The following is a 21,799-nucleotide window of genomic DNA, read 5'->3' as shown; positions in this document are numbered from 1 at the left end:
AGATATTCAATTGAAGACGTTTAAACTATAATTATGGCAATTCATTAACGGAGGTGCTTCAACATGTCAAGAAGCCGACAGTTCGAGCTGGCAACTATTCATCTGCACAAATCCAAACCCAATGTACACCAATCTCAACAGGAACGGCAGCGCGGGCTGGGCGGCTTGGCGGCAGCGGAGGATTAATCCTCCACCCGAACGCATGGCATGAAAGGTCCGCCTGCCTGAAAGGCGGAACATATTTTTAATTGTTACCGGGCATCACAAGTTTATTTATGGATGAAGTTTTTGACGGCTCTGGCCGGCAGTACTATTTTTACGACATACAGCGTCTACTATGTGGCAAAGCTGGGATTTAATCCGCTTCAGCTTATGCTCATTGGAACGGTGCTGGAGCTGACGGTACTGGTGTTTGAGGGGATCACGGGGGTGGTCGCCGATACGTACAGCCGGAGGCTGTCGGTCATCCTCGGCATGTTTATTCTGGGCGGGGGCTTCACGCTGGAGGGCAGCGCGGTTTGGCTCGCGGGGGGCACGTCTCAGCTCTCCGCCTATGTCCTGGTGCTGGGCGCGCAGCTGCTGTTCGGTCTTGGCTGGACGTTCATCAGCGGAGCGGACACGGCATGGATTGTTGACGAGGTAGGCGAAGAAGAAGCCGGAAGCCTGTTCATGCGATCCCGGCGTCTCTCGCTGGCCGCTTCCTTGCTGGGCATTGGCATCAGCGTGGGGTTGTCGACGCTGATGCCGAATCTGCCGTATTTAGCCGGTGGGGCAATCTACTTCGCGGCGGGGTTTTATTTGCTACGCTGCATGAGGGAGACGAAGTTCCAGTCCCGGAACCGCGAACCGCAAGATTCGCATTTGCGCGCGATGCGGAATACGTGGCTGGAAGGGGCGGCCGTGGTGCGCAGTAGCCCGCTGCTGATTACGATGGTCTTCGTAACACTGCTCGAGAGCGCCGCCTCCGAAGGCTATGACCGTCTGTGGCAGGTGCATTTGATTAACGGCATCGGCTTTCCCGATCTGCCGCTGTCAATGGCGGCATGGTTCGGTCTTATCGGCGCGGCGGAAACCCTGCTGGGGCTGCTTGCCGTGCATTTTGCCGAGCGAAGAATCGATATGGGCGGCGAGCGGAAGCTGTCTGCGGTTCTACTTCTGCTGACGGCTGTCCGCATCGCCTGCATCGCCTTACTTGCGCTGTCGCCGTCATTTGGCTTCGCGGTGTCCGCCGTGCTTATCACCGGCATGGCTGCATCGGTAGCCGAGCCGGTATACGCCTCCTGGCTGAACCGGAATCTGGAAAGCCGGAGCCGGGCGACCGTCCTGTCGATGGTGAGCCAGTCCGACGCGCTTGGCCAGACGGCCGGCGGACCTGTGGTCGGCTGGGTTGGCAGCCGGTTCTCGATCAGGGCGTCTTTACTGGCGGCAAGCATACTACTGCTGCCCCTTTTGGGCGTATTCGGCCGGGGTAGCCGTAAGCGGTAAGGGAAGCGGATATCATTGCGAAGGCTCTTTTTGCAGGAAAATCTAGTGGATACAGGGTTTTACCAACCATGAATAAAAATGGTTCTTCGCTTTACTGCGTGGTTAAAACTACGGATTCTAGACTAATAGAGCGATTTAACATGGTGCCTCTGCGCACATGAGTGCTCGTGAAAGCCGCGAAGCACAAGAACCTTGCGCTGCTAATCAGCTTATCATCCCACATCTCCATATAAAATCTTATTCCATTTTACCCATGTCTAGTAGCAAGGAAACATAAAAATGTACTTGGCCTGTGAATCTGCTTTTTGCGTACTAAAAGTGCAGGTCACAGGCCATTATTATTTTAGTAGGATAAACGCTCTAAGTCCTAAACCGGCTGGTTTATCCCAAAAGTACTCATTGTTATTTCTATTGAAATATTAAATTAAAACTATAAATGAGCAAATTCGCTTCCAGACAAACTGTAAAACCAAAAAGAATAGAGACAAAGCCGTCTCCATGTGGTAAAAAGTAGTCACCACAACAAACTCGTACCAAAGGAGAAATCGCTATGTCTCATACCGCCATCGTACCCGATCATGCTACGCTGCGCAACTATTTGTTGCAACACCGGCTTCGGTTGTATTTTTCCAAGCCGGTAATGGAGCATATCCAGACGTATATGGCGGCGGCCACAGCAAAGGGATTTCGCGGTAAGGTTGTAGATCTGGCTGAATACAGCGAATGCCACCGTACGACACTTGGTCATTTTTTAGCCGAAGGCAAGTGGGATGAAACTGTGCTGCAAAACAAAGTTAAAGCGGAATCGATTCGCCACGTGCTAAAAGTCTCCCAGGATAAGGCGGAGCCGCTGTTTGTCATTTACGACGATACGATTGCTCAGAAGACGAAGCCTTCGTTACAGGCCGTGTCTCCTATCGCACTCACCGGCTTTCATCACTCGCATCTGCTCGGCAAAGTCGTGTGGGGCCATCAGGTTCAGGCGGCGGTGGTCCAATGCGCGGGCCTGTCCTTGATTCATTCTATTGACTTATACGACAAAACCAACACGCGCCTGGACGGCGCGGTCTATACGAAAATCGACCGTGTGTGCGACATGGCGGCAACTTTACCGTTTCCGCCTCATGGGGGCTATGTGCTGGTCGATTCCTGGTTTACTTGCTCACGTGTCATCGACGGCTATGCAGCCGCAGGATATCACTTGATTGGCGCGCTCAAAAACGAATCGGATTCTCTACCCCCAAGGCATCCGCATCTCGGTACAGGACTTTGCCGCGCACATCCGTAAGGAAGACGTTTGCCTCGTGACCGTGAACGGCTCTTCCTACTGGACGTACCGCTATGAAGGCGCTTTGAACGAGATGGAAAACGCCGTGGTCCTCCTGTGCTGGCCGGAGCACGCTTTTGGCGAACCGAAGGCCCTTCGCGCGTTCTTGTGCACCGACGTTTCTTTGGATACTGAAACCATTTCGGCTTATTACGCCAAACGGTGGCCCATCGAGATCTTTTTCCGCCAGTCCAAAAACAACCTGGGTTTTAACACCTATCAAGTTCGTTCGGCTGTTGCCGTTATCCGACTGTGGGCGTTGTTGGCCTTTACTCATCTGTACTGCACGACCGGGCTTGGGCAGCCGCATCCGTTTGGTGACGGCTTGCGCATTGTTCGCAAACAAGTTCAGCGGGACCGGCTTCAATGGGTCTATGACTGCGGTCAGAAGGGCATTCCTTTTCACATGGTTTGCGATCACTTTAAGTTGGCTTAACGACATATGGATTTTTTTGTATCCGTTTTTGCTCATTTATAGATTAAAAATTTAAGTTTCAAGAAATTCACTGTCAAAGTAGAATTCCCGAAGTCTCTTGAAAATTTTTTTGACATTCTTTCTTAGTGAAGGAGTGTCTTTTTTTACGTTTAAAATAATTATTTTGTATAATCTAACCTTTACTAAGCAAGGATTGTCTTACAATTTTTGGATAAGACATTTATATATGCATATATAGAAAAATATATTAAATAATAAAATATATGATCCTGAATCCGTGAAATGACATTATGAAAACATTAGAAAAAAGAGCCTCCGGTGAAGTAAACTAAAGAAAAGGGAAGATTCCTCGTATTTCTTGAATTCACCTTGGAGGTGCGTATGAAACCCGTTCGTTTTCAACTGGATCAATCCGTGGAACTGCTGACCGCTCATTCTGGCCTAGCTCTCATTGGCCTGCTCCTTTCTCATACCCGGATGGCCAAACGCCTGATTCGTCATTCCCTTCCTGGTGTGCAGCAACCTACCGTTACTCACCCGGATGTGGTCTTTGCTTACCTTGGATTGCTGTGTCAAGGTAAAAGCGATTTTGATCAGATCGAGCCGTTTCGTAAGGATCGATTTTTCGCTAAATCGTTAGGCCTCAAACACGTCCCGTCCTCTCCTCTCCTCTCCCACCCTTCGGCAGCGTCTGGATTTGGCGGCGGCCAGCAGCTATGATTGGCAAACGATTTTGCTGGAAGAATCGGCTGATTTGCTCCGTGCTTTGGCCGTGCCGCTGACTCCCGTTCTGGCGACGGTCCGCGAAGGGGAAACGTGGTCCTGGCTCCCCTTAGATCTAGATGTTTCGTCGTTTGACAATAGCAACACCAAAAAAGAAGGCGTATCCCTGACGTACAAGAAGGTGGACGGCTATGCTCCCTTTTTTGCTTATCTCGGGCAGGAAGGGTATGGGGTTAATGTTAATCTGCGCGAAGGTAGCACACATGTCCAAAAAGAAGCGGCCGCTTTTCTACTACACAGCCTGGAGTATGCTCGCCGCATCACAGATTCGCCTCTGCTCGTTCGCATGGATGCCGGCAACGACGCGCTGGAGAATCTAAATGTCTGCCTGGACGAAAACGTGGACTTCATCGTCAAGCGCAATCTGCGCCGGGAGTCGTCGGAAGAAATGGCTGATGATCGCTGAGCAAGACGGCATGTGCTGTGAAGAACGGGAAGGCAAGCGTGTCTATCTAGGCTCCATGGAATGGACCGACAAGAAGTTGAAGCGTCCGATTCACGTGATCTACCAAGTGATCGAGCGAACCCTGGAAGCCGATGGACAAATATTGCTTGTGCCCAAGATTGACGTGCAAGTGTTTTTACCACGCTGCGATGTGCGCCCTGGCAAGTGATGAGGTTGTACCGTGACCATGCCACGAGCGAACAGTTTCACAGCGAACTCAAGACGGATCTGAATTTGGAGCGACTGCCCTCTGGAAAATTTGCCACGAATGACCTGGTGCTGTGTGCAGGCCTCGTGGCTTATAATCTGCTGCGGGCGATTGGGCAAATTTCCATGCAAAAACCGGGTGCTCCGGTAAGAACGAAGGTCAACCGCAGACGGGTCAAAACGGTTATTGAAAATCTGATCTGGCTGGCTTCGCGAATGGTCGAGCATGCCAGGCAGACCAAGCTCCGCTTTGGGAGGCAGAGTCCTTGGTTCCAAACGTTTCGGCGCATTTATATGACCTTGTCGGCTAAAGAGTAAGGAACCTACGTTCGAAAGGAGCTTGTTCCGAGGCATGCTCTGTTTCCCCATGCCTCGTTTTAACCAAATCCGCTCTCTTCTTTGATTGACACACGAATCGCTACAGCAAAAGGGAGAACCTCCTTAGGCTTTGGTTATTTCACGGATTCAGGATGATATTTATAGTTTATATTTTCTCATATATAGTATAATATGGTAAAGTAATAAAAATACATTTTTGGGAGATGAAATCTTGAAAAGGCAAAAAAAGATTATTTTCACTTGTGCATTAGGACTTTCTCTTTTGACAGTAGCCGTTCCTAGTTTTGCTGCTAAAACTGCCGAATTAGCTTCAGGGGGCTGGAGCGAATCTGAAGGGTATTATAACAATTCGAGTAGCGATGGGGTATCAGCTCTATTGGCATCGAGTAGTACACCTGACTCTCATATAGGACAACGATTAACGAGGAATGTTGGAAGTTCCGCGTCACCTATATGGGAGGATGCAGCCTACGGAAAGACTGTTTGGTATAATGTTCCGCACTATACTACAGCTCGAATGGAACTTAGTGATGGAACAGTCAAAACTACTAGTGGACGAGTTTATAATAATAGTAGCTGGGTTTCAGAAGCCACTTCACCATATTATCGTATTGATGAATGGTCATTTGAGAATACTGAGGCAAGAACTTACTGGGGTCAAAGTTAGTATAACCTAAATAAGAACCAGAGCTTGTCTTAACAAGATAAGCTCTGGTTCTATTTTTGAAAAGCGGGGATACAGAAATGCTTATATTTAAAAGGAATAATATTCCTATTTTTATTCTCTTTGTTTTTTTATTTTTAATGACCTATACCTTTCAATTCTATGTAAATAAACAACAAATGTATGAGCAACTATCGAATAATCTCTATACCAGCAACTCGTCGATGTTAATTGCAAAGGGAGATCTAACGTGGATTAATGAAGATTTAAGCAAATCCCAATATCGCTTGTTCCTAGAAGAAGATGACACTCACAGATACTTATTGAAGAACAATGGACACTGGTCTCCCCCTATGATTTCAGGAGATTTCTTAAATCTCTCCGAAAGAACCAAAACTGCAGTTATAGGACGAGAGATGGAGCAGTATACGCGTACAATAAGCGGAGTGAAGTACATATCATATCAAACACAAAGTTACGAAGTTATAGGAATAATGGGTGCGTCTTTTCCAAGCTCCGTGGATTATCTTATTCTATTGCATGATCCCGGTCTTCAATTAAATGATTTAAATACTAAAATAGTTATTGACAGTGATAACCCGAATGTTATGAAAAAAATACTAAATAGAGCTACAAAATCGGATTCCTTTATTTCTACTATTGATAACTTTCAAAAAGGGTTTCTTAGAACAGGCGATGCTCCCTTTCTATATAAGTTTCTTTTACTTGAAATGTATTTCTTATTATTGATCGGTCTTATTTCAATATTAAGATATGGGTATGAAAAGGAACAAAAGGTCATAAACACCCTGTATATGTTAGGTATATCAAAGAAAAATCTTTATTTTGAAATATTAATTAAAAATTCAGTCATCATCTTTCTTTCATCTCTGATCAGCCTTTTTATCTTTAGCGGAGCTGTTATTTTCGACTCTCTTGCTTTAAGCAAAGTATTGCTAGTTATGCCTGCAACAATTCTAATGTCATGGATTATCATAGGTGTTTTTATAGGGAGAGATCATTTAGAGAAAAAACGGGGTGTAGTAAAAAGGTGATTATTCGAGAGTTAAAGCATTACTTTTTCGCTTACAAAGCTACAATAATATTTTTGGTTTTGCATCTGACTGCATTTTTCATTCTTGTAGGCACTTTCCTGACGTTCATTGAACAATTAAATTATGAAAGCAAGCATCTTCAAAATATATATGATGGCAAGGCGGTATATCAACTGCTGGATGGTTACTACGATGGTGAAGACTATCAAAACTTCATAAGCCGACCCAATTATTTAAGTATCCTTAAGAATTATTATAAAGAACTGAACTCAGCGTCAGATTTTAATTATTTGGCCATGTTCGATCACCCTATACTTCTGAAGAGTGATCAACCGCTTGAACCGTTTGGACAAGGATATGAACGAGGCGCTGAAATCAATCGGTTTACATCTGGAACGGAAGTATTCACTGAAGTTAAATCACTTCAGATCAATGAGAAGGTTCCTGTTTTTTTTGAGTTGAAGACCGAAGATGGTAGATTGTGGAGTCAACAGGATTTTGAAAATCCCCAGGAAATCATGCCCGTGGTCATGGGAAATTCCTATAAATCTTTTTTTAAAATTGGTGAAAAGATAGAAATTGAGTACTACGGGGAAATTATAAAAGCAAAGATTATCGGATTTCTCAAAAAAAATAGTAAGATATACTACCAGACCTCTTCAGAGTTTTATTTGGACGAACACCTTTTGTTACCCTATCAATCCCATGGTAATCCTGTTACCAAAGAAGATGAGCTTTTTCAACGTAAAAATTATTTTGCTATGGATAACGGTTACATCATAACGGATAATACTCCAAAAGCTAATCAACTAATGATGCAAAGAGTAGAAGCAATCTCAAAAAAAACATCTTTTGGAAGTTATTCATTCATAAATCTAAATCCTCATTTTGCTAAATACAGAGGGCTGCTAACCGTTATGTTAGAAAACAAAGGTCTAGCCTTTGCGATCTTTATCACTACTTTGGTTCTAAATATAATCATTATCAGCATCATATTTCTGTTGCAGCAAAAAAGAAGGTTTGCCTCCTTTTATGTGCATTATATCAATGGAGCTTCTCAGAAATTCTTATTGACGTCGCAATGGCTTGAAATAAGCTCTTTATTGCTGGTTGCTTGCATATTTAGCGGAGTCGTATTAAGAAATATACTGAAAATAGGTGAGATAAGCATTCTGATTTACATGTTGGGAATCTGTATTATGATGATTATTATTATTCATTTTCTTATCAGGAACGGGCTCAAGAAAACGTACTTCTTGAAAACTAATGACGATGAAAGGAATTAATAAGTATGATACTTGAACTCTCAGGTGTAAAAAAACAATTTAGAAACGGAAATGATTATAGCAGCTTGCTAGATCATATTGATCTTCGAATTTATAAAGGCGAATCGGTAGCTATACAAGGGAAAAGCGGTTCCGGAAAGTCTACACTTCTTAACATTTTAGCCGGGTTAATACAGTCAGACGAAGGGATTATGTTGTTTAACGGTAAAGACGTGTCGGCAATGACAACCAATGAACTTGCAGGATATCGTAAATACAATATTGGATTTGTTACTCAATATTTCAATCTCTTGGGTGACCGAAATGTATACCATAACGTCGCTCTGCCTTTACAATATCTTAGACAATCAAAGAAAGAGATCAAGTTAAAGGTTGAAAAGGTTTTAGAGGAATTAGAGATAAGTCACCTGAAAAGTAGACCTGTTGGCAACTTATCCGGTGGTGAGCGGCAGCGGGTAGCAATAGCGAGGGCTATTGTGAAAAATCCTTCTATCCTTTTAGCTGATGAACCAACCGGCTCATTGGATGAGAAAACCGAAGAAACCATTTTAGAAATATTTAAAAATCTAAATCATAGAGGGACGACCATGGTCATTGTTACCCATGATAAATCGGTTGCCAATTTATGCAAAAAAAAATATGAACTTAAAAATAAGAAGTTAAATGCGATTTCTTAGAAATATATTATTGATTATTCTAAATTAAGTGTCTATATCATTGCTTGACATCCGATTTGATTTCTTTACTGGGGCTACGATAGAGGGTGCGGTTTTCTACATCTCCACGAAGAGCTTGTCGAATTGACTGATCGGCATGGCTTCTTCAGTAGCCGAGCCGGTATACGCCTCCTGGCTGAACCGGAATCTGGAGAGCCGGAGCCGGGCGACCGTTCTGTCGATGGTCAGCCAGTCCGACGCGCTTGACCAGACTGCCGGCGGACCGGTGGTTGGCTGGATCGGCAGCCGGTTCTCGATCAGGGCGCCTTTGCTGGCGGCAAGCATACTGCTGCTGCCTCTTTTGGTCGTATTCGGCCTTGGAGCCGCAGGCAGGAGAGCGGAAAAAGCCTATTTTGCAGAAAACCTGGAACAGGAGGATACAAGGCGCTTGTGAAGATAACCTATACACAAACCGATCAAGCCGGACTCCATTTGGTAGAGCCGCTATGGGAACGGCTGAGAGATCATCATGCATCGATTTCCAATCATTTTTCAGACGATCTCAGTATTGTTCGGGAATGATGAAGCATTGCCTTTTTATGAAAAATTCGGATTCTATCCAAGAACCTATGTACTAACCAAATAATTACAAATGAAAGAGGAAGGCGGGCGCTCCAGGCTGGGGTGCTCGTCTTTTTGTCCATCGGGCTGCATCGGGAGGCATCGGGCTGAATTCCGCCATTCCTTTGCTTCCCCGTAACCGACCATGCCGCCGCCGCATATGTTGTAGCAGGGCGCCTAAGCAAAGGAGACATGATCATGCAGAATAAGATCACCAAAATCTTGGAGCACATGGCCCATTCGCATGAACAGATGGCTCGCATTCTTGACGCCGAGCGCCACGTGGCTGTCCGCATGGCGCAAATCGTCCATGATTTGCCGGATGCGGAGCCGGAATTCGGCGGCAGTGCGGGAGTCATTGAAAGCGCGGGCCAGGTGAACAAGAATATTATCGCCTATCTTAACGCATTCGCCGATCTTCAGGAGGCGGTGGCCGAGCAGGTGGGCAGAGTCATCAAGGAACTGAACAGCCAGGAAGAAGAGTAGCGGGAGGTGGACGATGAGCAGAGAAGAGGCTTATCTGAAAATGCTGGAATCCACCGCCACCATCCAGTGGAATATCGCAATGATCCTGGAAGCTAAGGCGGTGGAAGCGGAGAAGGTAAAGGAGTGGACGCACCATCATATTCATCCCCGTGCGTTCGATACGCACGAAGACCAGTTAAAGGAATCACTCTCCATCCATGACGCGATTGTAGAATTGGTGGAGGGATTAACCAAACTCGAGAACGGTCTGTGCAGCAATTTGAAAGCCATGCTGGACACTGGGGAAGAGGAAAGCAGCGGAGACGGCTTCGGAAGTCTGACCGAAGGCGGGTTCAGCTTCGGGGAAGACGAGAAATGAGCGGGCTGCAGCTCTCGGAACGCGCCGTCAAGCTGGAAATGATCCGCTCCATCGCCCGCAGCCAGGCCGCGCTGGCGGCTATTCTGGAAACCATAGCAGATTTGACAGGCCATTCGGAGCTTGCAGCCCGCAAGCTGTGCGACAATGTCAGGGTGCTCAGCGAATACCAGAGCGCCATGTGCCGGATGATGTCCGGCATTTCGCTGCATAAACACAAAGAAGGAATTCCCTCCGCGCCATGGCTGGCACCGTCCTGCGTTTTGGGGCATCGCGGCGCGAACGCAGTACTGAAGGAGTGACAGAGATGAAGAAATCAAGCCGTAAGCCGTCGCGTACGGGAAAAACGGCCCGCAGATGCAAAGTGCTGCTGTCGCGGAAAACCAAGGTTCGTAAAGTCCGTAAAATCCGTAAAATCCGCAAGGGAACCGCGCTTAAGGGCCGTAAAAAACGGCTAACCCGGCCTCTTCGCTCGCGGCTGCGGAAAAAAGGCGTCAAGCTGCGCAAGAAAAGACGGCTCCATCGGCCCGATGTTCTGCCGGTTCCGGAACCCGTGCCCGCCAACCCTCCGGCGGAGACTGAACAGGTGGTTGTACCGCTCCCCTCCGAACCGGGCGTTGCTCCGGAAACGCCGCCGGATGGCGCCTATCAGCAGGGCTACAATGAAGCCTACGACGTCGGATTCGATACCGGATTCGCCAAGGGCTTTGAGGACGGACACAAGCTGGAATTTAAATGAAGGATTGCGGCGGTGAAGGCCCCTTTCGCCGCCGCTTCACCATGTCCCTAAGCGAAAATCTTTTAAGATTTTAGTTTGTCCCGTCATCTGTGGTAGACTGTCAAGTGGCAGAGTTGTATAGACTCGGATACTGACAAAAGAGGCAGGTGCGCAGAAACGTGGAGCATGACATTAGAAAAGGAAGAATAGAAGAGCTTGAGCAGATTATGGCGCTGATTGCTGAATGCGTGCGGGTGATGCAGGAAGGCGGAAGCGACCAGTGGGACGAAAGCTATCCGAACGCGGAAGTTATCGCCGGGGACATAGAGCGGGGAACCCTGTATGTCTGCGAGGAGGACGGGGCGGTCGCCGGCATTGTCGTGCTGGATGAAATTCAATTGGAGCCGTACCGGCAAGTCGATTGGGTGCAGATAGAAGGCCCCCATCTGGTGATGCATCGTCTGGCGGTTCATCCACAGGTTCAAGGCAAGGGGATTGCTCGCAGATTGATCTCGTTTGCCGAGAATTTTGCCGAGGAACAGGGTTATAAGAGCATCCGAATGGATACATACGCCAAAAATGACAGAGCGCTTGAGCTGTACCGCCGTCTCGGATACGAAATCAGAGGGGAGTTCCGCTTGCCCGGCAAGACGGCCCATTTCCCGGTGCTGGAGAAGATTCTGGTTCGGCCCGATTAACCTTTTTTTGGCCTGGGCCATTAATTAATACCTTTGAAAATTTCCAATGAAAGCATTTACAACGAAATTGGGCGAGAAACCCATCTATTTTTTGAAAGCGTAAGCATTTTTCGGCTAATCTCCATTTTTGCAGGAATACCGGGAAATAAGACGCTAAAGTCCGCAATATCAAGTTTTAAAATTTAAGATAAGTAGTCTATAATAAAGACATCACCAGAAGAGCTGAACGAAAAAATAGAGCCGGATGGATAACGCTCTAAAGCGGATGTTTTGAAATTCAGCGGCCCACCATTTTTCTTGCAGCAGCGGAAGGTGATAATTCCCAAATTCCTTATTTTATATAAGGAAGGGAGCAAACTCCGATGGGCTAGGCAATCGGTGCATACCTTAAATTGGCGCAGCCAAGACGGGACAATGAGTTGTTTGAGCAGACCAGTCGGTGAAGCGGCAACGGACAAATGAGCTATCTGAGCAGATCAATTGGTATATCCCAAAACGGAATCGTGAGCCGTTTAAGCGGAAGCCATTGGCATAAGCAAAGATAGACAAATGAGCCGTTTAAGCGGAAGCAATGGCGAAGCACAGACGAACATATGAACCGTTTAAGCAGACCAAAGGGTATGTTATCCGAAAATCCAGGCGAACCATGGAAAAAGGAAACAAGCTGTTTCAAAACAAGACGAAATGTCTTGTGAGAAAGGAGCGGGATTCCATTGGAAAAGGTTAGCGAAGCGTACAATGTACGATAATCGCACATAAGGAAAACGGACGTGACAGCGTTTTTCGCGAGAATCGTGTACGCGGGAACCGAAAAACACCCATATGCAGGACATGGAGTTTCGGTGAAGTACTCCGAAATCGGAGTATGAGGATTGTAAGGTAAAATTTGAAAAACAATTCTGAAGCGATTGTCCAAAGCGGTCAAGCCGATTGGAAATCGGGTAACATGGAATCATCGGAAAATGTACCATGTCAAAAGTATGGATTGTTGTAGGAGGATATGAATTAAATTGCGTAGCCAACAGGAGACTTAAAACCCCGTTACCATAAAAAAGGTATACGGGGTTTTAAGTGTTTGCTTAAGGTTTGCCTGGGATCACTTGTCTCCCTTAACCTCCTTCAATTGCAGCCATACGGCGGCCATATCTAGCGCCCCCTTGCCGCTATGATCAGCGGCTGCGTATGTTTCCTTGGCTGCTTCAGCGAGCGGAAGCCGGATGCCGTAGCTGTGCGCTGCATCCGCAACCAGCCCCAAATCCTTGGCAACGAGGCTGATCATGAAGGCGGAAGGGTACTCTTCTTTTACATACATCTCTTTCTTGCCCTCGAACAGCTTCGTGGACACGGCCGATTCGCTAATCATCTGCAGCACCAGCTCACGGTCAAGTCCAGCCGTTTCCCCAAACAGCAGCGCCTCGCCCACGCCTTGGGCAACAACGCCGAGCAGCAGGTTGATCGCCAATTTGGCGGAGCTGCCCGCTCCGACATCTCCGAAATGAATAGTCGCCTTTCCCAGTTTATCGAAATAAGGCCGACAAGCTTCAACCGCCTCGCTGTCTCCGCCTGCCAGGATGACGAGCTGCGCTTGCACCGCGGGCCCTACCGAGCCGGACACGGGCGCATCTACATAAATTCCTCCCGCTTCGCCGGTAATCCGGGCGAATTCCTTGGCTTCCTCCGGGCCAATTGTACTCATATTTACGACAACGGCTTCCGGACGGAGCTTTGCAAGAATGCCTTCTTCTCCCGACAGCACTTCCCGGACCGTTTCGCCCTTGGTCAGCATTAGGAAGAGCAGATCGGCTTCCGCAGCGGCTTCTCCCGCCGTCTGGCAAATGACGGCTCCTTCCCCTCTGAGCGGCTCGGCCTTCTCTGTCGTCCGATTATAAACATGCAGGCTGTGGCCCGCCTTCAGCAAATTGCGGGCCATGGGAAGCCCCATATGCCCCGTTCCAATCCATGCCATGTTTTTCAATTGGATTACACTCCTTTTCAAGGATATCTATGCTATTTTAAACCCAACAAGGCAGAATGAATAGCCATTTAGTCACTATGACTTTGTCGATTATGTTAGGTTTTGTCTGGTTTCGCCACAAACCGTAAGAGTGATGTCAATTTAGTTCACTCGTGTTGACAATGAATCGTCCCTGAATTATGATAAGGGTATTCATAAGAATTTTAAATTTTTCGTATATCCTTAATGATTGGATTAAGGGTCTCTACCGGAAACCGTAAATTTCTGGCTACGAAGATATGCTTCGGCATGTTTTTGTAGCCTTTTTGCTTTTAATTTTAGCTATTTCAAGGGGGAAACAGTCATGAGCAGTATATTGATCAAGAACGCGGAACTCATCACGATGAACAAGCAGGAGGAAATTCTGCGCGGCAGCGATATCCGGATTAAGGATGATCTGATTACGGAAATCGGCAGCGGTCTTGCGCCGCTGGAAGGAGAAACGGTGATCGACGCCACGGGGCGGACCATCATCCCCGGCTTCGTGCAGACGCATATTCATTTATGCCAGACGCTGTTTCGGGGCAAGGCGGACGATCTGGAGCTGATGGATTGGCTGCGCAAGCGCATTTGGCCGCTCGAAGCGGCGCATGACGGGGAGTCGCTCTATTATTCCGCCATGCTCGGCATCGGGGAGCTGATCTCCAGCGGGACGACGACGATTGTCGATATGGAGACGGTGCATCATACGGATTACGCGTTTCAGGCGATTGCAAAGAGCGGTATCCGCGCCCTCTCCGGCAAGGTCATGATGGACCAGAAGGGCGGGGATGTGCCTGCGGCGCTTCAGGAGGATACGGCGGCTTCGCTTCAGGAGAGCGTGGATTTGCTGGAAAAATGGAACGGGTATGACGGCGGGCGCATCCGCTACGCTTTTTCCCCAAGGTTCGTGATTTCCTGCACCGAGCCGCTGTTAACCGAAGTCCGGGATCTGTCGGCGCGTTACGGGGTTAAAGTGCATACCCATGCCTCCGAGAATCAGGGCGAGATCGAAATTGTGCAGGCCATGACCGGCATGCGCAATATCGTGTATCTGGATCATATCGGCCTTGCGAACGAGCGGCTTATTCTGGCCCACTGCATTTGGCTGGATAAGGAGGAGCGGCGCATTTTGCGGGAACGAGGCGTGCATGTCAGCCATTGTCCGGGCTCCAACCTGAAGCTGGCGTCCGGCATTGCCGACACGCCGGGGCTAATTCACGAGCATGTATCAGTAAGCCTGGGCGCGGACGGCGCTCCCTGCAACAACAACCTTGATATGTTCAATGAAATGCGGCTGGCCGCGCTGATTCAGAAGCCGCTGCACGGGCCGACGGCGATGGACGCTAAATCCGTGTTCCGGATGGCGACGATCGGCGGAGCCAAAGCGGTCGGGATGGAGAATGAAATCGGCAGCATCGAGGTCGGTAAAAAGGCGGATCTGGCGATTCTGAACCTGTTCAACTTCCATACGTTCCCTTCCTTTGACGCGGACCCAATCTCCCGGATCGTATATTCCGCGACGCGCGCGGATGTGGAAAGCACGATCATTAACGGTAAAATCGTGATGGACAGAGGGCTGCTGAAGACGGTCGACAAAGATACCGTGCTGCGCGAGGCGGACCGTTCCATTCAAAGACTGCTGGCCCGCTCGCCGCTGGGGTAAAGAGCTGATGAGGGCGTCCAGTGAGCCATGGAAATGGCTGCGGCGGCGCCCTTTATTTATATATAAAAGTTTATAAGCTTCGCGGCTTTCGTTTGGTCTTATATTTCTACGAGAAACGTACTTGCGTCCTTCAAGGACGCCGTTAGCGTTTCTTCTTGTTGAGGCGGGAGTCAGGCTGGGGAATACGGGGGACGGTCTGCTATTCGGGCATTCCAGGTGCGATAGGTGATGCGGGTCAGGAAGAAAGCCGGAGATTGTACATCTTTTGGCCGCGTGAGAACACCCTTTAGATTACACACCTGCGAATATACAGTTTTTTTCTCCTGTTTATTTTGCATTCAGTTAATATGGCCTTAAATACCTGCATAATTCAGGGTTTCTCTATGTTATGAAGGATTCGGATTTGAAAAACCTGCACTTTTAGCCCATTTGCCTGACGCTGAACTTTCGATAAATTCGGATAAGGAAACTGAACCCTAATTTTCGTTTAGCAACAATTTCATGAAATGGATGACCAATGACGATATCCGTATGTTCCAGCATTGCCGCAATATCTTTCGGATTCCGGGTGTTGGTTCATCATTCCTGCCGGTACAGCTCAGAGATCTGCGAACTGCCGTTCATTTAACAACGAAAGGACAAAATACAGAATCAAAGCTTCTGAATCATCTTCATGAGCTTCATCTCTGTCTCATTGGCCGCTGGAGTATAGATAATGCACCGTAAATCAGCGCTGCCGTGGACTTGCATCGAAGTCAGCTCGAACAGCATTTTGCCGGCTTTGGAATGCCGGAATTCGATTAACACGTCCGGGGCGTTGTTCACGGTGCTGCGCTGCCAGAGGCGGTCGAAATCCGGGTAGTTTCTGTCCATATCGCGGAGGAATTCGGTATACCATTCGTCATCAACGTATTGTCCGTAATAGGTTCTGAAAATGGCGAGAAACCCTCCGACAAAATCCTCCCAGTTCACGGCAAGCCTTTGCAGCTCTTTGCGGGCAAACAACAGCCTGATTAAATTTCGCTCCGCAGCGGGAACTTGTTCGAAATCAAGGAACACATGTCTTGCGGCTTCATTCCAGCCGACAATCTGGCACCGGCGGTCTGTTACAATCGTTGGAGAATATTTCAGCTCCCTTATAATTTTAAGCAGTGATGGGCGAATCTCGGATTGAGTCTCGGGAGGGAACTCAGGCCCGGTATGTGTATCTAGCGCGAGCGAATACAAATATTTGCGTTCGTCGGGGGTAAGCCGGAGCGCCTTGGAGATATTGTCGAGAACGGAGACAGACACCTTGATGTCGCGACCCTGTTCCAGCCAGGTGTACCAGGTTGTGCTGACGCCAGCAAGCTGAGCTACTTCTTCCCGTCTAAGTCCCGGCGTTCTTCTGCGGGTCCCCTCTGGTAGTCCTGCCGATAGGGGAGAAATTTTGGCGCGCTGCGATTTCAGGAAGGAAGATAGCGCTTCCAGTCTGGTCTCGTCATTCATGAATCATCACTCCATTACTCATTATCATAGCACCTATTATACTAGTTTAAACAACAACTTGTAATAGGATAATTTCCATGACATGATAACGGGGGATGTGAAATGAAGGAGGATTCATAATGGAAAGAGTTGTTATAAGCGGCATGGGTATCGTTTCTCCCCTTGGCAACGATGTGGAACAATTTTGGAATAAATTGCGAAATGGGCAATCGGGCATATCTGCAATTGATGCATTTGACACGTCCGCCTATAAGACCCGGTTCGGGGGCGTTGTCCGGGATTTTGACGCCGAAGCTTTGTTTGGCCGCAAGGAGGCGCGGCGTATGGACCGCTTCACTCAATTCGCGGTCGCAGCCGCCGATCAAGCCTTGGCTGATTCGGGACTGAAGCTGGACGATCTGGACAGGGAACGGATCGGAGTATATGTTGGATCGGGAATCGGGGGAATTGGATCATTGCTTGATCAGCATCGAGTGCTGCTTGAACGCGGACCGGACCGGGTGAGTCCGACTTTGGTGCCGATGATGATTTCCAATATGGCCGCGGCAACCATCAGCATTCGTTATGGCGCCATGGGTCCGAGCTTATCGCCGGTTACGGCTTGCTCCATCGGCAATACGGCGATCGGCGAAGCCTGTCGGATCATCCGGTCCGGTGAGGCGGACGTTATCTTGGCAGGGGGAACGGAAGCGGCGATTAATGGGATTTCGCTTGCCAGCTTTGGCAACGCCCATGCTTTATCTGTCCGAAATGAGGACATCCAGCGGGCTAGCCGGCCGTTTGACGCGGGAAGGGATGGATTCGTAATCGGCGAAGGAGCGGGCATCCTCGTTCTGGAGTCGCTCACCCATGCGCTGCGGCGGAATGCGCGAATCTGCGCGGAGGTTATCGGTTACGGAAACAGCTCAGACGCCTATCATATGGTGGCGACCCATCCGGAAGGAAGAGGAGCTTATCAGGCGATGAAGCTGGCCCTGCAGGCAGCCAAGCTCTCACCGGCGGACATTGATGTCATCAGCGCACACGCCACCAGCACGGAAGTGGGGGACCTCTCCGAAACGAACGCGATTAAAGCCCTGTTCGGAGAAGAGGCTTACCGCATTCCGGTTACCGCCAACAAATCGATGACGGGACATATGCTCGGCGCCGCCGGCGGAGCGGAAGCGATTGCCTTAGTCAAGAGCCTTACGAACAACGTCATTCCGCCAACGATCAACCTGGAGCGCCCCGATCCGGAATGTGATTTGGACTATGTGCCCAACGAAGCCAGAGTCCGGGATCTGGAGATCGGCATGTCCAATTCTTTTGGCTTCGGCGGGCATAATGCCGTTATTGTTATTCGGAAATATCAGGAATGAGAGCTCGCCCTCCAGTTAACAGTATGGCGAGGATCTTTTGCTCACTCTGACTCTTTACTTTTCTCCTGCTGATTCATCAGCAATGATTTCAGCTCCTGAAGCTCCGTTTCAATCCGGTGCAGATGGCCCTGCACATCGTCGATCTCCTGCTCCGCCTTGTAGTTGATCGCAAAGTCAATGATCGCCTCGTGCTTGTCCCGCGCAGCCTGCCGGTTCTGGCTCATCATGATGACCGGCGCCTGGAACGCGGACAGAAAGGACAGGCATAGATTCAGCAGAATAAACGGCGGTGAATCAAAATGCCGAGTGAAACTGAGCAAGTTCCAAATAATCCACAGCGCCAAGAAGCAGGTAAAATAAATGATGAACGTCCAGCTTCCGCCGAAAGTGGCGATACGGTCGGCCAATTTTCCGCCCAGGCCCGTCTGCTTGCTGTATTCCTCATCCAGATGGGCGACGATGCGTTTTTCATAAAGCTCCACGTATTTGTCAATGCGCCCTTTATGTTTGTCGTTCAGTTCAATGCCGAAACCATTAATGGTCACGTCCTCGGGCGGGACCTTTTTTGCGTTCTCTTGCGCCATTGATTGCCCTCCTTAGGTTAAAAAGAATGCCATCATCTTACTTCATCCTTTTCCATTTGTATATGGTATGAATAGGGCTGCGCTTTTATTTTCCGGGAACGGGAACCGCGGCGGCTGTAACTTCGTCTAATCCAGTGAGGTGAACACATTGAACTTCGATGAACTGAAAGATGCCGACCGTATGGATGAGGATACGCTGCGGGCCGTAATGAAGCGTTTCGGCGGCGATGTCTGGAATTACATCTATTATCTAACGTCAAGCCGCGAGCAGGCGGATGGGCTGGCGCAGGAAGTGTTTGTGAAATGCTATTACCGCATCGGGACGTACCGGGGAGGGTCTTCCTTTCAAACCTGGTTGTTCTCTATTGCGCGCAATGCTGTGTTCTCCTACCGAAAATCCCGATTTTTCAGAACTAGTCTGTGGGGAGACATCGCCGCGCTGCCGGATCGGACGGAAAGGATTGGGGTGAACGCAGGCGGAGGGATGGTCGTTGCCGCTTCGGCGGAAATGCAGTATTTCAGCAGCATGCATGTCAATGAAATCTGGGATGTGATTATGAAACTGCCCGCAGGATTCCGTGAAGCGCTTGTGCTCGATTTGAAGTACGGCATGTCGGTAAAAGATATCGCGGAACTCACCGGCTGGTCGCAGGGAACCGTTAAATCGAGGCTGTACCGCGCCCGCCGCAAGGTTCAATCCAAGCTGAAGGAGATGGAATAATGGAGAGCAAGCCGAATTGGTATGAGCGGGTGGAGGCCGGCCCTTTTGAAAAGCGCGGGTTTAATGCGGAGCATGCAGAGAATGTAATTCGTACCATCCGCGAAGGCGGACAACGGGCGGCACGGGAACAGCGGGGTACCCGCTATACGAAAACAGTCGTTGCCGTTTGTATTACGCTGACCATCGCCGGAATCGGCTGGATGGCAGCGGACGGTCCTCTCTCCGGCTACCAGGGTGCGAATAATGTAAGTTCAACTGCTGCGGGAGTTGTTAATGAAGCGAACATGAGGAGTACAGCGGACAAGGCGCTGCGGAATATGGTGGGTAGCTCTTTTCCGTTGGAGTTCGCAGACCGCCTATCGCAAAAGAAGCAGATCCTTTATTCGTATCGCAGCGGATATAACACCGCCAAAATATGGATCAGCACGGAAACGGGGGCGATGGTGCGGGCGCAGGTGAACAGCTCGTTAAAACCCGGGGGAGTGGAGAAGAAAATGAGTAGGGGAGCGGAAGTGGCGCTGGCTAGTTTGGGGTATCAAGGAAACTTTGTTTACAGGGCCTCACGTTATGTTGATTATGATGCCGCCAGAGACAAAACGGTAGACATTCAAACCACACTAGCAGCAGAAGATGCGACAGTCGGTTTTATCAACGGAGACATTGCGGAAATGAGCTCCAAAATAGATATCGGTACCCTAGACCCTGCAACGGTGGAAGCTGGAATCAAGGCGTTAAAGATCATGAACAAGAACAGTAAAAATTTCTCTCTGGCTGGAGCCTACCGCGTGGTTAAAGGAACATCGGATCTGCTGACGCTGCATTTCAGCGGCGAGTCCTCCGTTACGATGGACTCCACGGTCCGGGTTGTCTATGGGGTGAGCGACCGCACTCTGTTCGACGGGAAGTCAGACTCCGCTTCGGTGCAGGCTGAACGGGACAAACAACTGGTGGCTGTCAGCGAGCAGAAGCTGCGGTCGGAGCTGGAAGCTCTGACTTCGGCTTACGACTTACATCTTGGGCTTGAGGATTATCAATTCAAGAAAAATCCGAAAGCTCCCGGTATCGCCACATTCACCAAGCCAGGAGTTCCGGCTATCACGATTTCCTACAACGTCTCAGGAGAGATATGGAATTTTTTAATAGATATTCTAAAATGATGGAACGGTCCGCGCCGTGAACAGCGGACCGGATCATCACCTGACGATTCTGTTAATCGCTCAGCTTAAGTACCCTCGCGATATTCTCGCAGGTACGTTCCACATTGCGCGGCCCTTCAACCAGCAGCTTCTCGAGGCCGGATGCACCCGGAACAATACCGAATACCGCATCAATGCCTTCCGCATACAGCGTATCGATTCCCTCACCGATATACCCGGCGACGGCAATCACTTTTTTGCCGCATTCTTTGGCGGCGCGGGCTACCCCATAAGGGGTTTTGCCGAACTTGGTCTGGAAGTCAATGCCGCCTTCACCTGTAAACACAAAATCCGCATCCGCCAGCTTCTCCTTTAAGCCGGCATATTCAACGACAATTTCGATGCCTTTCCGGAGCTCCGCCTGCGTAAAGATCAGCAGACCCGCGCCTAAGCCGCCAGCTGCTCCGGCCCCCGAAATATCCCGCACATCTTTCTGAAGCTGCCGTTTCACGACCTCCGCATAATGGGCGAGGTTGGCGTCCAGCCTGTGCACCATTTCGGGCGTGGCTCCTTTTTGCGGGCCGAACACATGGGAGGCGCCATGTTCCCCGCACAGCGGATTCGTAACATCGCAGGCCACAATCAGTTGGGTCTCGTGAAGCCTTTCATCCAGCGAGGAAATATCGATGCTTGCCAGCCTATCCAGACCGCCTCCCCCTCGGGGGAGGGCATTCCCTTCCTTATCCAGAAATTTAGCTCCGAGCGCTTCGGCCATGCCTGTGCCGCCGTCATTCGTCGCGCTTCCCCCAATGCCGATGATCATTTTCCGGATTCCCAGGTCCAGACATTCGCGAATCAGCTCGCCCGTTCCATAGGTTGTCGTAATCAAAGGGTTTTTCGTTTCCTTGGCCACCAGATGAATTCCGCTTGCGGACGCCATCTCGATTGCCGCGGTCGTCCCGTCGCCCAGAATACCGTACTTGGCTGTCACCAGCTGCCCGAGCGGTCCCGTTACTTCCTTGTAATGGATTTGTCCGCCCGAGGCGTCGACAAGCGACTGCACCGTTCCTTCACCGCCATCCGCCATCGGAACATGAATATATTTAGCCGCCGGGTAGACCTTGCGCAGCCCTTTTTCCATTGCGATACATACTTCTTTTGCCGTCATGCTCTCTTTAAAAGAATCGGGCGCCAGCACAAATGTCTTCTCTCTCATCTTCTCACCCCATGGTTCATTGTTAAAACGGAAAGCCGTCAAATACATAAGCGTTGCACGATCGCCTTTGAGGTTC

Annotated in this window: 21 protein-coding genes, 2 pseudogenes and 1 riboswitch; of the genes and pseudogenes, 19 read left to right on the top strand and 4 right to left on the bottom strand. The window is 49.2% G+C overall.

What is annotated here, in order from left to right; genetic code table 11:
* Positions 1-63 precede the first annotated feature (63 nt).
* The 15 genes and pseudogenes from PDUR_RS30130 (at position 64) to PDUR_RS20660 (ending at position 11,561) form a co-directional block, all read left to right on the top strand.
* A complete protein-coding gene (locus PDUR_RS30130; RefSeq protein ID WP_269079194.1) occupies positions 64-186 on the top strand; it encodes a hypothetical protein in 123 nt (40 codons plus the stop codon).
* A 93-nt stretch (positions 187-279) separates the two neighbouring features.
* Positions 280-1,485, top strand: coding sequence for an MFS transporter (locus PDUR_RS20720; RefSeq protein ID WP_042208008.1), 1,206 nt, complete (start codon positions 280-282; stop codon positions 1,483-1,485).
* Positions 1,486-2,035: 550 nt separating this feature from the next.
* Positions 2,036-3,248 (top strand): annotated as a pseudogene (locus PDUR_RS20715) (IS701 family transposase).
* A gap of 381 nt (positions 3,249-3,629) precedes the next feature.
* A pseudogene (locus PDUR_RS20710) lies at positions 3,630-5,001 on the top strand (IS1380 family transposase).
* Between the two features lie 232 nt (positions 5,002-5,233).
* On the top strand, positions 5,234-5,689 hold the full coding sequence (locus PDUR_RS28910) for a hypothetical protein (protein WP_156130547.1): 456 nt from the start codon (positions 5,234-5,236) through the stop codon (positions 5,687-5,689).
* Positions 5,690-5,766: 77 nt separating this feature from the next.
* Positions 5,767-6,741: an ABC transporter permease subunit gene (locus tag PDUR_RS20700; RefSeq protein ID WP_042208006.1), complete on the top strand. Its 975-nt coding sequence runs from the start codon at positions 5,767-5,769 to the stop codon at positions 6,739-6,741.
* The gene (locus tag PDUR_RS20695) at positions 6,738-8,027 is read left to right on the top strand and encodes a hypothetical protein (protein ID WP_042208005.1); all 1,290 of its coding nucleotides are present in this window, start codon (positions 6,738-6,740) and stop codon (positions 8,025-8,027) included. The genes PDUR_RS20700 and PDUR_RS20695 overlap by 4 nt, the downstream gene beginning before the upstream one ends.
* Before the next feature lie 5 nt (positions 8,028-8,032).
* A complete protein-coding gene (locus PDUR_RS20690) occupies positions 8,033-8,704 on the top strand; it encodes an ABC transporter ATP-binding protein (RefSeq protein WP_156130545.1) in 672 nt (223 codons plus the stop codon).
* A 136-nt stretch (positions 8,705-8,840) separates the two neighbouring features.
* The gene (locus PDUR_RS20685) at positions 8,841-9,137 is read left to right on the top strand and encodes a hypothetical protein (RefSeq protein ID WP_042208004.1); all 297 of its coding nucleotides are present in this window, start codon (positions 8,841-8,843) and stop codon (positions 9,135-9,137) included.
* A complete protein-coding gene (locus tag PDUR_RS30125) occupies positions 9,134-9,265 on the top strand; it encodes a hypothetical protein (protein WP_269079193.1) in 132 nt (43 codons plus the stop codon). The genes PDUR_RS20685 and PDUR_RS30125 overlap by 4 nt, the downstream gene beginning before the upstream one ends.
* Before the next feature lie 237 nt (positions 9,266-9,502).
* Positions 9,503-9,790, top strand: a complete 288-nt coding sequence (locus PDUR_RS20680; RefSeq protein ID WP_042208003.1) for a hypothetical protein — start codon at positions 9,503-9,505, stop codon at positions 9,788-9,790.
* Between the two features lie 13 nt (positions 9,791-9,803).
* The gene (locus PDUR_RS20675) at positions 9,804-10,148 is read left to right on the top strand and encodes an alpha-helical endospore appendage domain-containing protein (protein WP_042208002.1); all 345 of its coding nucleotides are present in this window, start codon (positions 9,804-9,806) and stop codon (positions 10,146-10,148) included.
* Complete coding sequence (locus PDUR_RS20670; RefSeq protein ID WP_042208001.1) at positions 10,145-10,447, top strand: hypothetical protein; 303 nt, start codon at positions 10,145-10,147, stop codon at positions 10,445-10,447. Before PDUR_RS20675 ends, PDUR_RS20670 begins: the two co-directional genes overlap by 4 nt.
* A gap of 5 nt (positions 10,448-10,452) precedes the next feature.
* On the top strand, positions 10,453-10,884 hold the full coding sequence (locus PDUR_RS20665) for a FliH/SctL family protein (RefSeq protein WP_042208000.1): 432 nt from the start codon (positions 10,453-10,455) through the stop codon (positions 10,882-10,884).
* Positions 10,885-11,042: 158 nt separating this feature from the next.
* Positions 11,043-11,561 (top strand): GNAT family N-acetyltransferase, encoded by a 519-nt coding sequence (locus tag PDUR_RS20660; protein WP_156130543.1) that lies wholly within the window; start codon positions 11,043-11,045, stop codon positions 11,559-11,561.
* A gap of 1,096 nt (positions 11,562-12,657) precedes the next feature.
* Here PDUR_RS20660 and PDUR_RS20655 read toward each other — a convergent pair.
* The gene (locus PDUR_RS20655; protein WP_042209559.1) at positions 12,658-13,527 is read right to left on the bottom strand and encodes an NAD(P)-dependent oxidoreductase; all 870 of its coding nucleotides are present in this window, start codon (positions 13,525-13,527) and stop codon (positions 12,658-12,660) included.
* A 201-nt stretch (positions 13,528-13,728) separates the two neighbouring features.
* Positions 13,729-13,827: riboswitch (purine riboswitch) on the top strand.
* Between the two features lie 52 nt (positions 13,828-13,879).
* Between PDUR_RS20655 and PDUR_RS20650 the strand changes: the two genes are divergently transcribed.
* Positions 13,880-15,220 carry a 5'-deoxyadenosine deaminase gene (locus PDUR_RS20650; protein ID WP_042207999.1) on the top strand — a complete coding sequence of 447 codons (1,341 nt, stop codon included), beginning with the start codon at positions 13,880-13,882 and terminating at the stop codon, positions 15,218-15,220.
* Between the two features lie 651 nt (positions 15,221-15,871).
* Here the strand turns inward: PDUR_RS20650 and PDUR_RS20645 are convergent.
* Positions 15,872-16,708: a helix-turn-helix transcriptional regulator gene (locus tag PDUR_RS20645; protein WP_042207998.1), complete on the bottom strand. Its 837-nt coding sequence runs from the start codon at positions 16,706-16,708 to the stop codon at positions 15,872-15,874.
* A gap of 119 nt (positions 16,709-16,827) precedes the next feature.
* On the opposite strand from PDUR_RS20645, the gene fabF reads away from it, so the two are divergent.
* The gene (fabF, locus tag PDUR_RS20640; RefSeq protein WP_042207997.1) at positions 16,828-18,066 is read left to right on the top strand and encodes a beta-ketoacyl-ACP synthase II; all 1,239 of its coding nucleotides are present in this window, start codon (positions 16,828-16,830) and stop codon (positions 18,064-18,066) included.
* Between the two features lie 41 nt (positions 18,067-18,107).
* Here fabF and PDUR_RS20635 read toward each other — a convergent pair whose 3' ends face one another.
* Positions 18,108-18,650: a DUF1003 domain-containing protein gene (locus PDUR_RS20635; protein WP_042207996.1), complete on the bottom strand. Its 543-nt coding sequence runs from the start codon at positions 18,648-18,650 to the stop codon at positions 18,108-18,110.
* A 139-nt stretch (positions 18,651-18,789) separates the two neighbouring features.
* Here PDUR_RS20635 and PDUR_RS20630 point away from each other — a divergent pair, with 139 nt between their 5' ends.
* Both PDUR_RS20630 and PDUR_RS20625 read left to right on the top strand, forming a co-directional pair.
* Positions 18,790-19,371 (top strand): RNA polymerase sigma factor, encoded by a 582-nt coding sequence (locus tag PDUR_RS20630; protein ID WP_407944244.1) that lies wholly within the window; start codon positions 18,790-18,792, stop codon positions 19,369-19,371.
* Positions 19,371-20,528 (top strand): hypothetical protein, encoded by a 1,158-nt coding sequence (locus PDUR_RS20625; protein ID WP_042207995.1) that lies wholly within the window; start codon positions 19,371-19,373, stop codon positions 20,526-20,528. Before PDUR_RS20630 ends, PDUR_RS20625 begins: the two co-directional genes overlap by 1 nt.
* A 52-nt stretch (positions 20,529-20,580) precedes the next feature.
* On the opposite strand, the gene PDUR_RS20620 is transcribed toward PDUR_RS20625, so the two are convergent.
* Positions 20,581-21,723, bottom strand: coding sequence for a glycerate kinase (locus tag PDUR_RS20620; RefSeq protein ID WP_042209557.1), 1,143 nt, complete (start codon positions 21,721-21,723; stop codon positions 20,581-20,583).
* Positions 21,724-21,799 lie beyond the last annotated feature (76 nt).

This window comes from Paenibacillus durus, assembly GCF_000756615.1.
GTDB classification, from domain to species: Bacteria; Bacillota; Bacilli; order Paenibacillales; family Paenibacillaceae; genus Paenibacillus_AQ; species Paenibacillus_AQ durus.
Note: the sequence above shows the minus strand (reverse complement) of the source record. Positions and strands in the feature narration are given on the sequence as shown.

Bases quoted from the DNA above. Each gene is read 5' to 3' on its own strand.
- PDUR_RS20620 (WP_042209557.1), bottom strand. From the start codon at position 21,723: ATGAGAGAGAAGACATTTGTGCTGGCGCCCGATTCTTTTAAAGAGAGC.
- PDUR_RS20690 (WP_156130545.1), top strand. From the start codon at position 8,033: ATGATACTTGAACTCTCAGGTGTAAAAAAACAATTTAGAAACGGAAAT.
- PDUR_RS20650 (WP_042207999.1), top strand. From the start codon at position 13,880: ATGAGCAGTATATTGATCAAGAACGCGGAACTCATCACGATGAACAAG.
- PDUR_RS20680 (WP_042208003.1), top strand. From the start codon at position 9,503: ATGCAGAATAAGATCACCAAAATCTTGGAGCACATGGCCCATTCGCAT.
- PDUR_RS30130 (WP_269079194.1), top strand. From the start codon at position 64: ATGTCAAGAAGCCGACAGTTCGAGCTGGCAACTATTCATCTGCACAAA.
- PDUR_RS20685 (WP_042208004.1), top strand. From the start codon at position 8,841: ATGGCTTCTTCAGTAGCCGAGCCGGTATACGCCTCCTGGCTGAACCGG.
- PDUR_RS20670 (WP_042208001.1), top strand. From the start codon at position 10,145: ATGAGCGGGCTGCAGCTCTCGGAACGCGCCGTCAAGCTGGAAATGATC.
- PDUR_RS20700 (WP_042208006.1), top strand. From the start codon at position 5,767: ATGCTTATATTTAAAAGGAATAATATTCCTATTTTTATTCTCTTTGTT.
- PDUR_RS20645 (WP_042207998.1), bottom strand. From the start codon at position 16,708: ATGAATGACGAGACCAGACTGGAAGCGCTATCTTCCTTCCTGAAATCG.
- PDUR_RS20635 (WP_042207996.1), bottom strand. From the start codon at position 18,650: ATGGCGCAAGAGAACGCAAAAAAGGTCCCGCCCGAGGACGTGACCATT.
- fabF (WP_042207997.1), top strand. From the start codon at position 16,828: ATGGAAAGAGTTGTTATAAGCGGCATGGGTATCGTTTCTCCCCTTGGC.
- PDUR_RS20655 (WP_042209559.1), bottom strand. From the start codon at position 13,527: ATGGCATGGATTGGAACGGGGCATATGGGGCTTCCCATGGCCCGCAAT.
- PDUR_RS20665 (WP_042208000.1), top strand. From the start codon at position 10,453: ATGAAGAAATCAAGCCGTAAGCCGTCGCGTACGGGAAAAACGGCCCGC.
- PDUR_RS20625 (WP_042207995.1), top strand. From the start codon at position 19,371: ATGGAGAGCAAGCCGAATTGGTATGAGCGGGTGGAGGCCGGCCCTTTT.
- PDUR_RS20675 (WP_042208002.1), top strand. From the start codon at position 9,804: ATGAGCAGAGAAGAGGCTTATCTGAAAATGCTGGAATCCACCGCCACC.
- PDUR_RS20720 (WP_042208008.1), top strand. From the start codon at position 280: ATGAAGTTTTTGACGGCTCTGGCCGGCAGTACTATTTTTACGACATAC.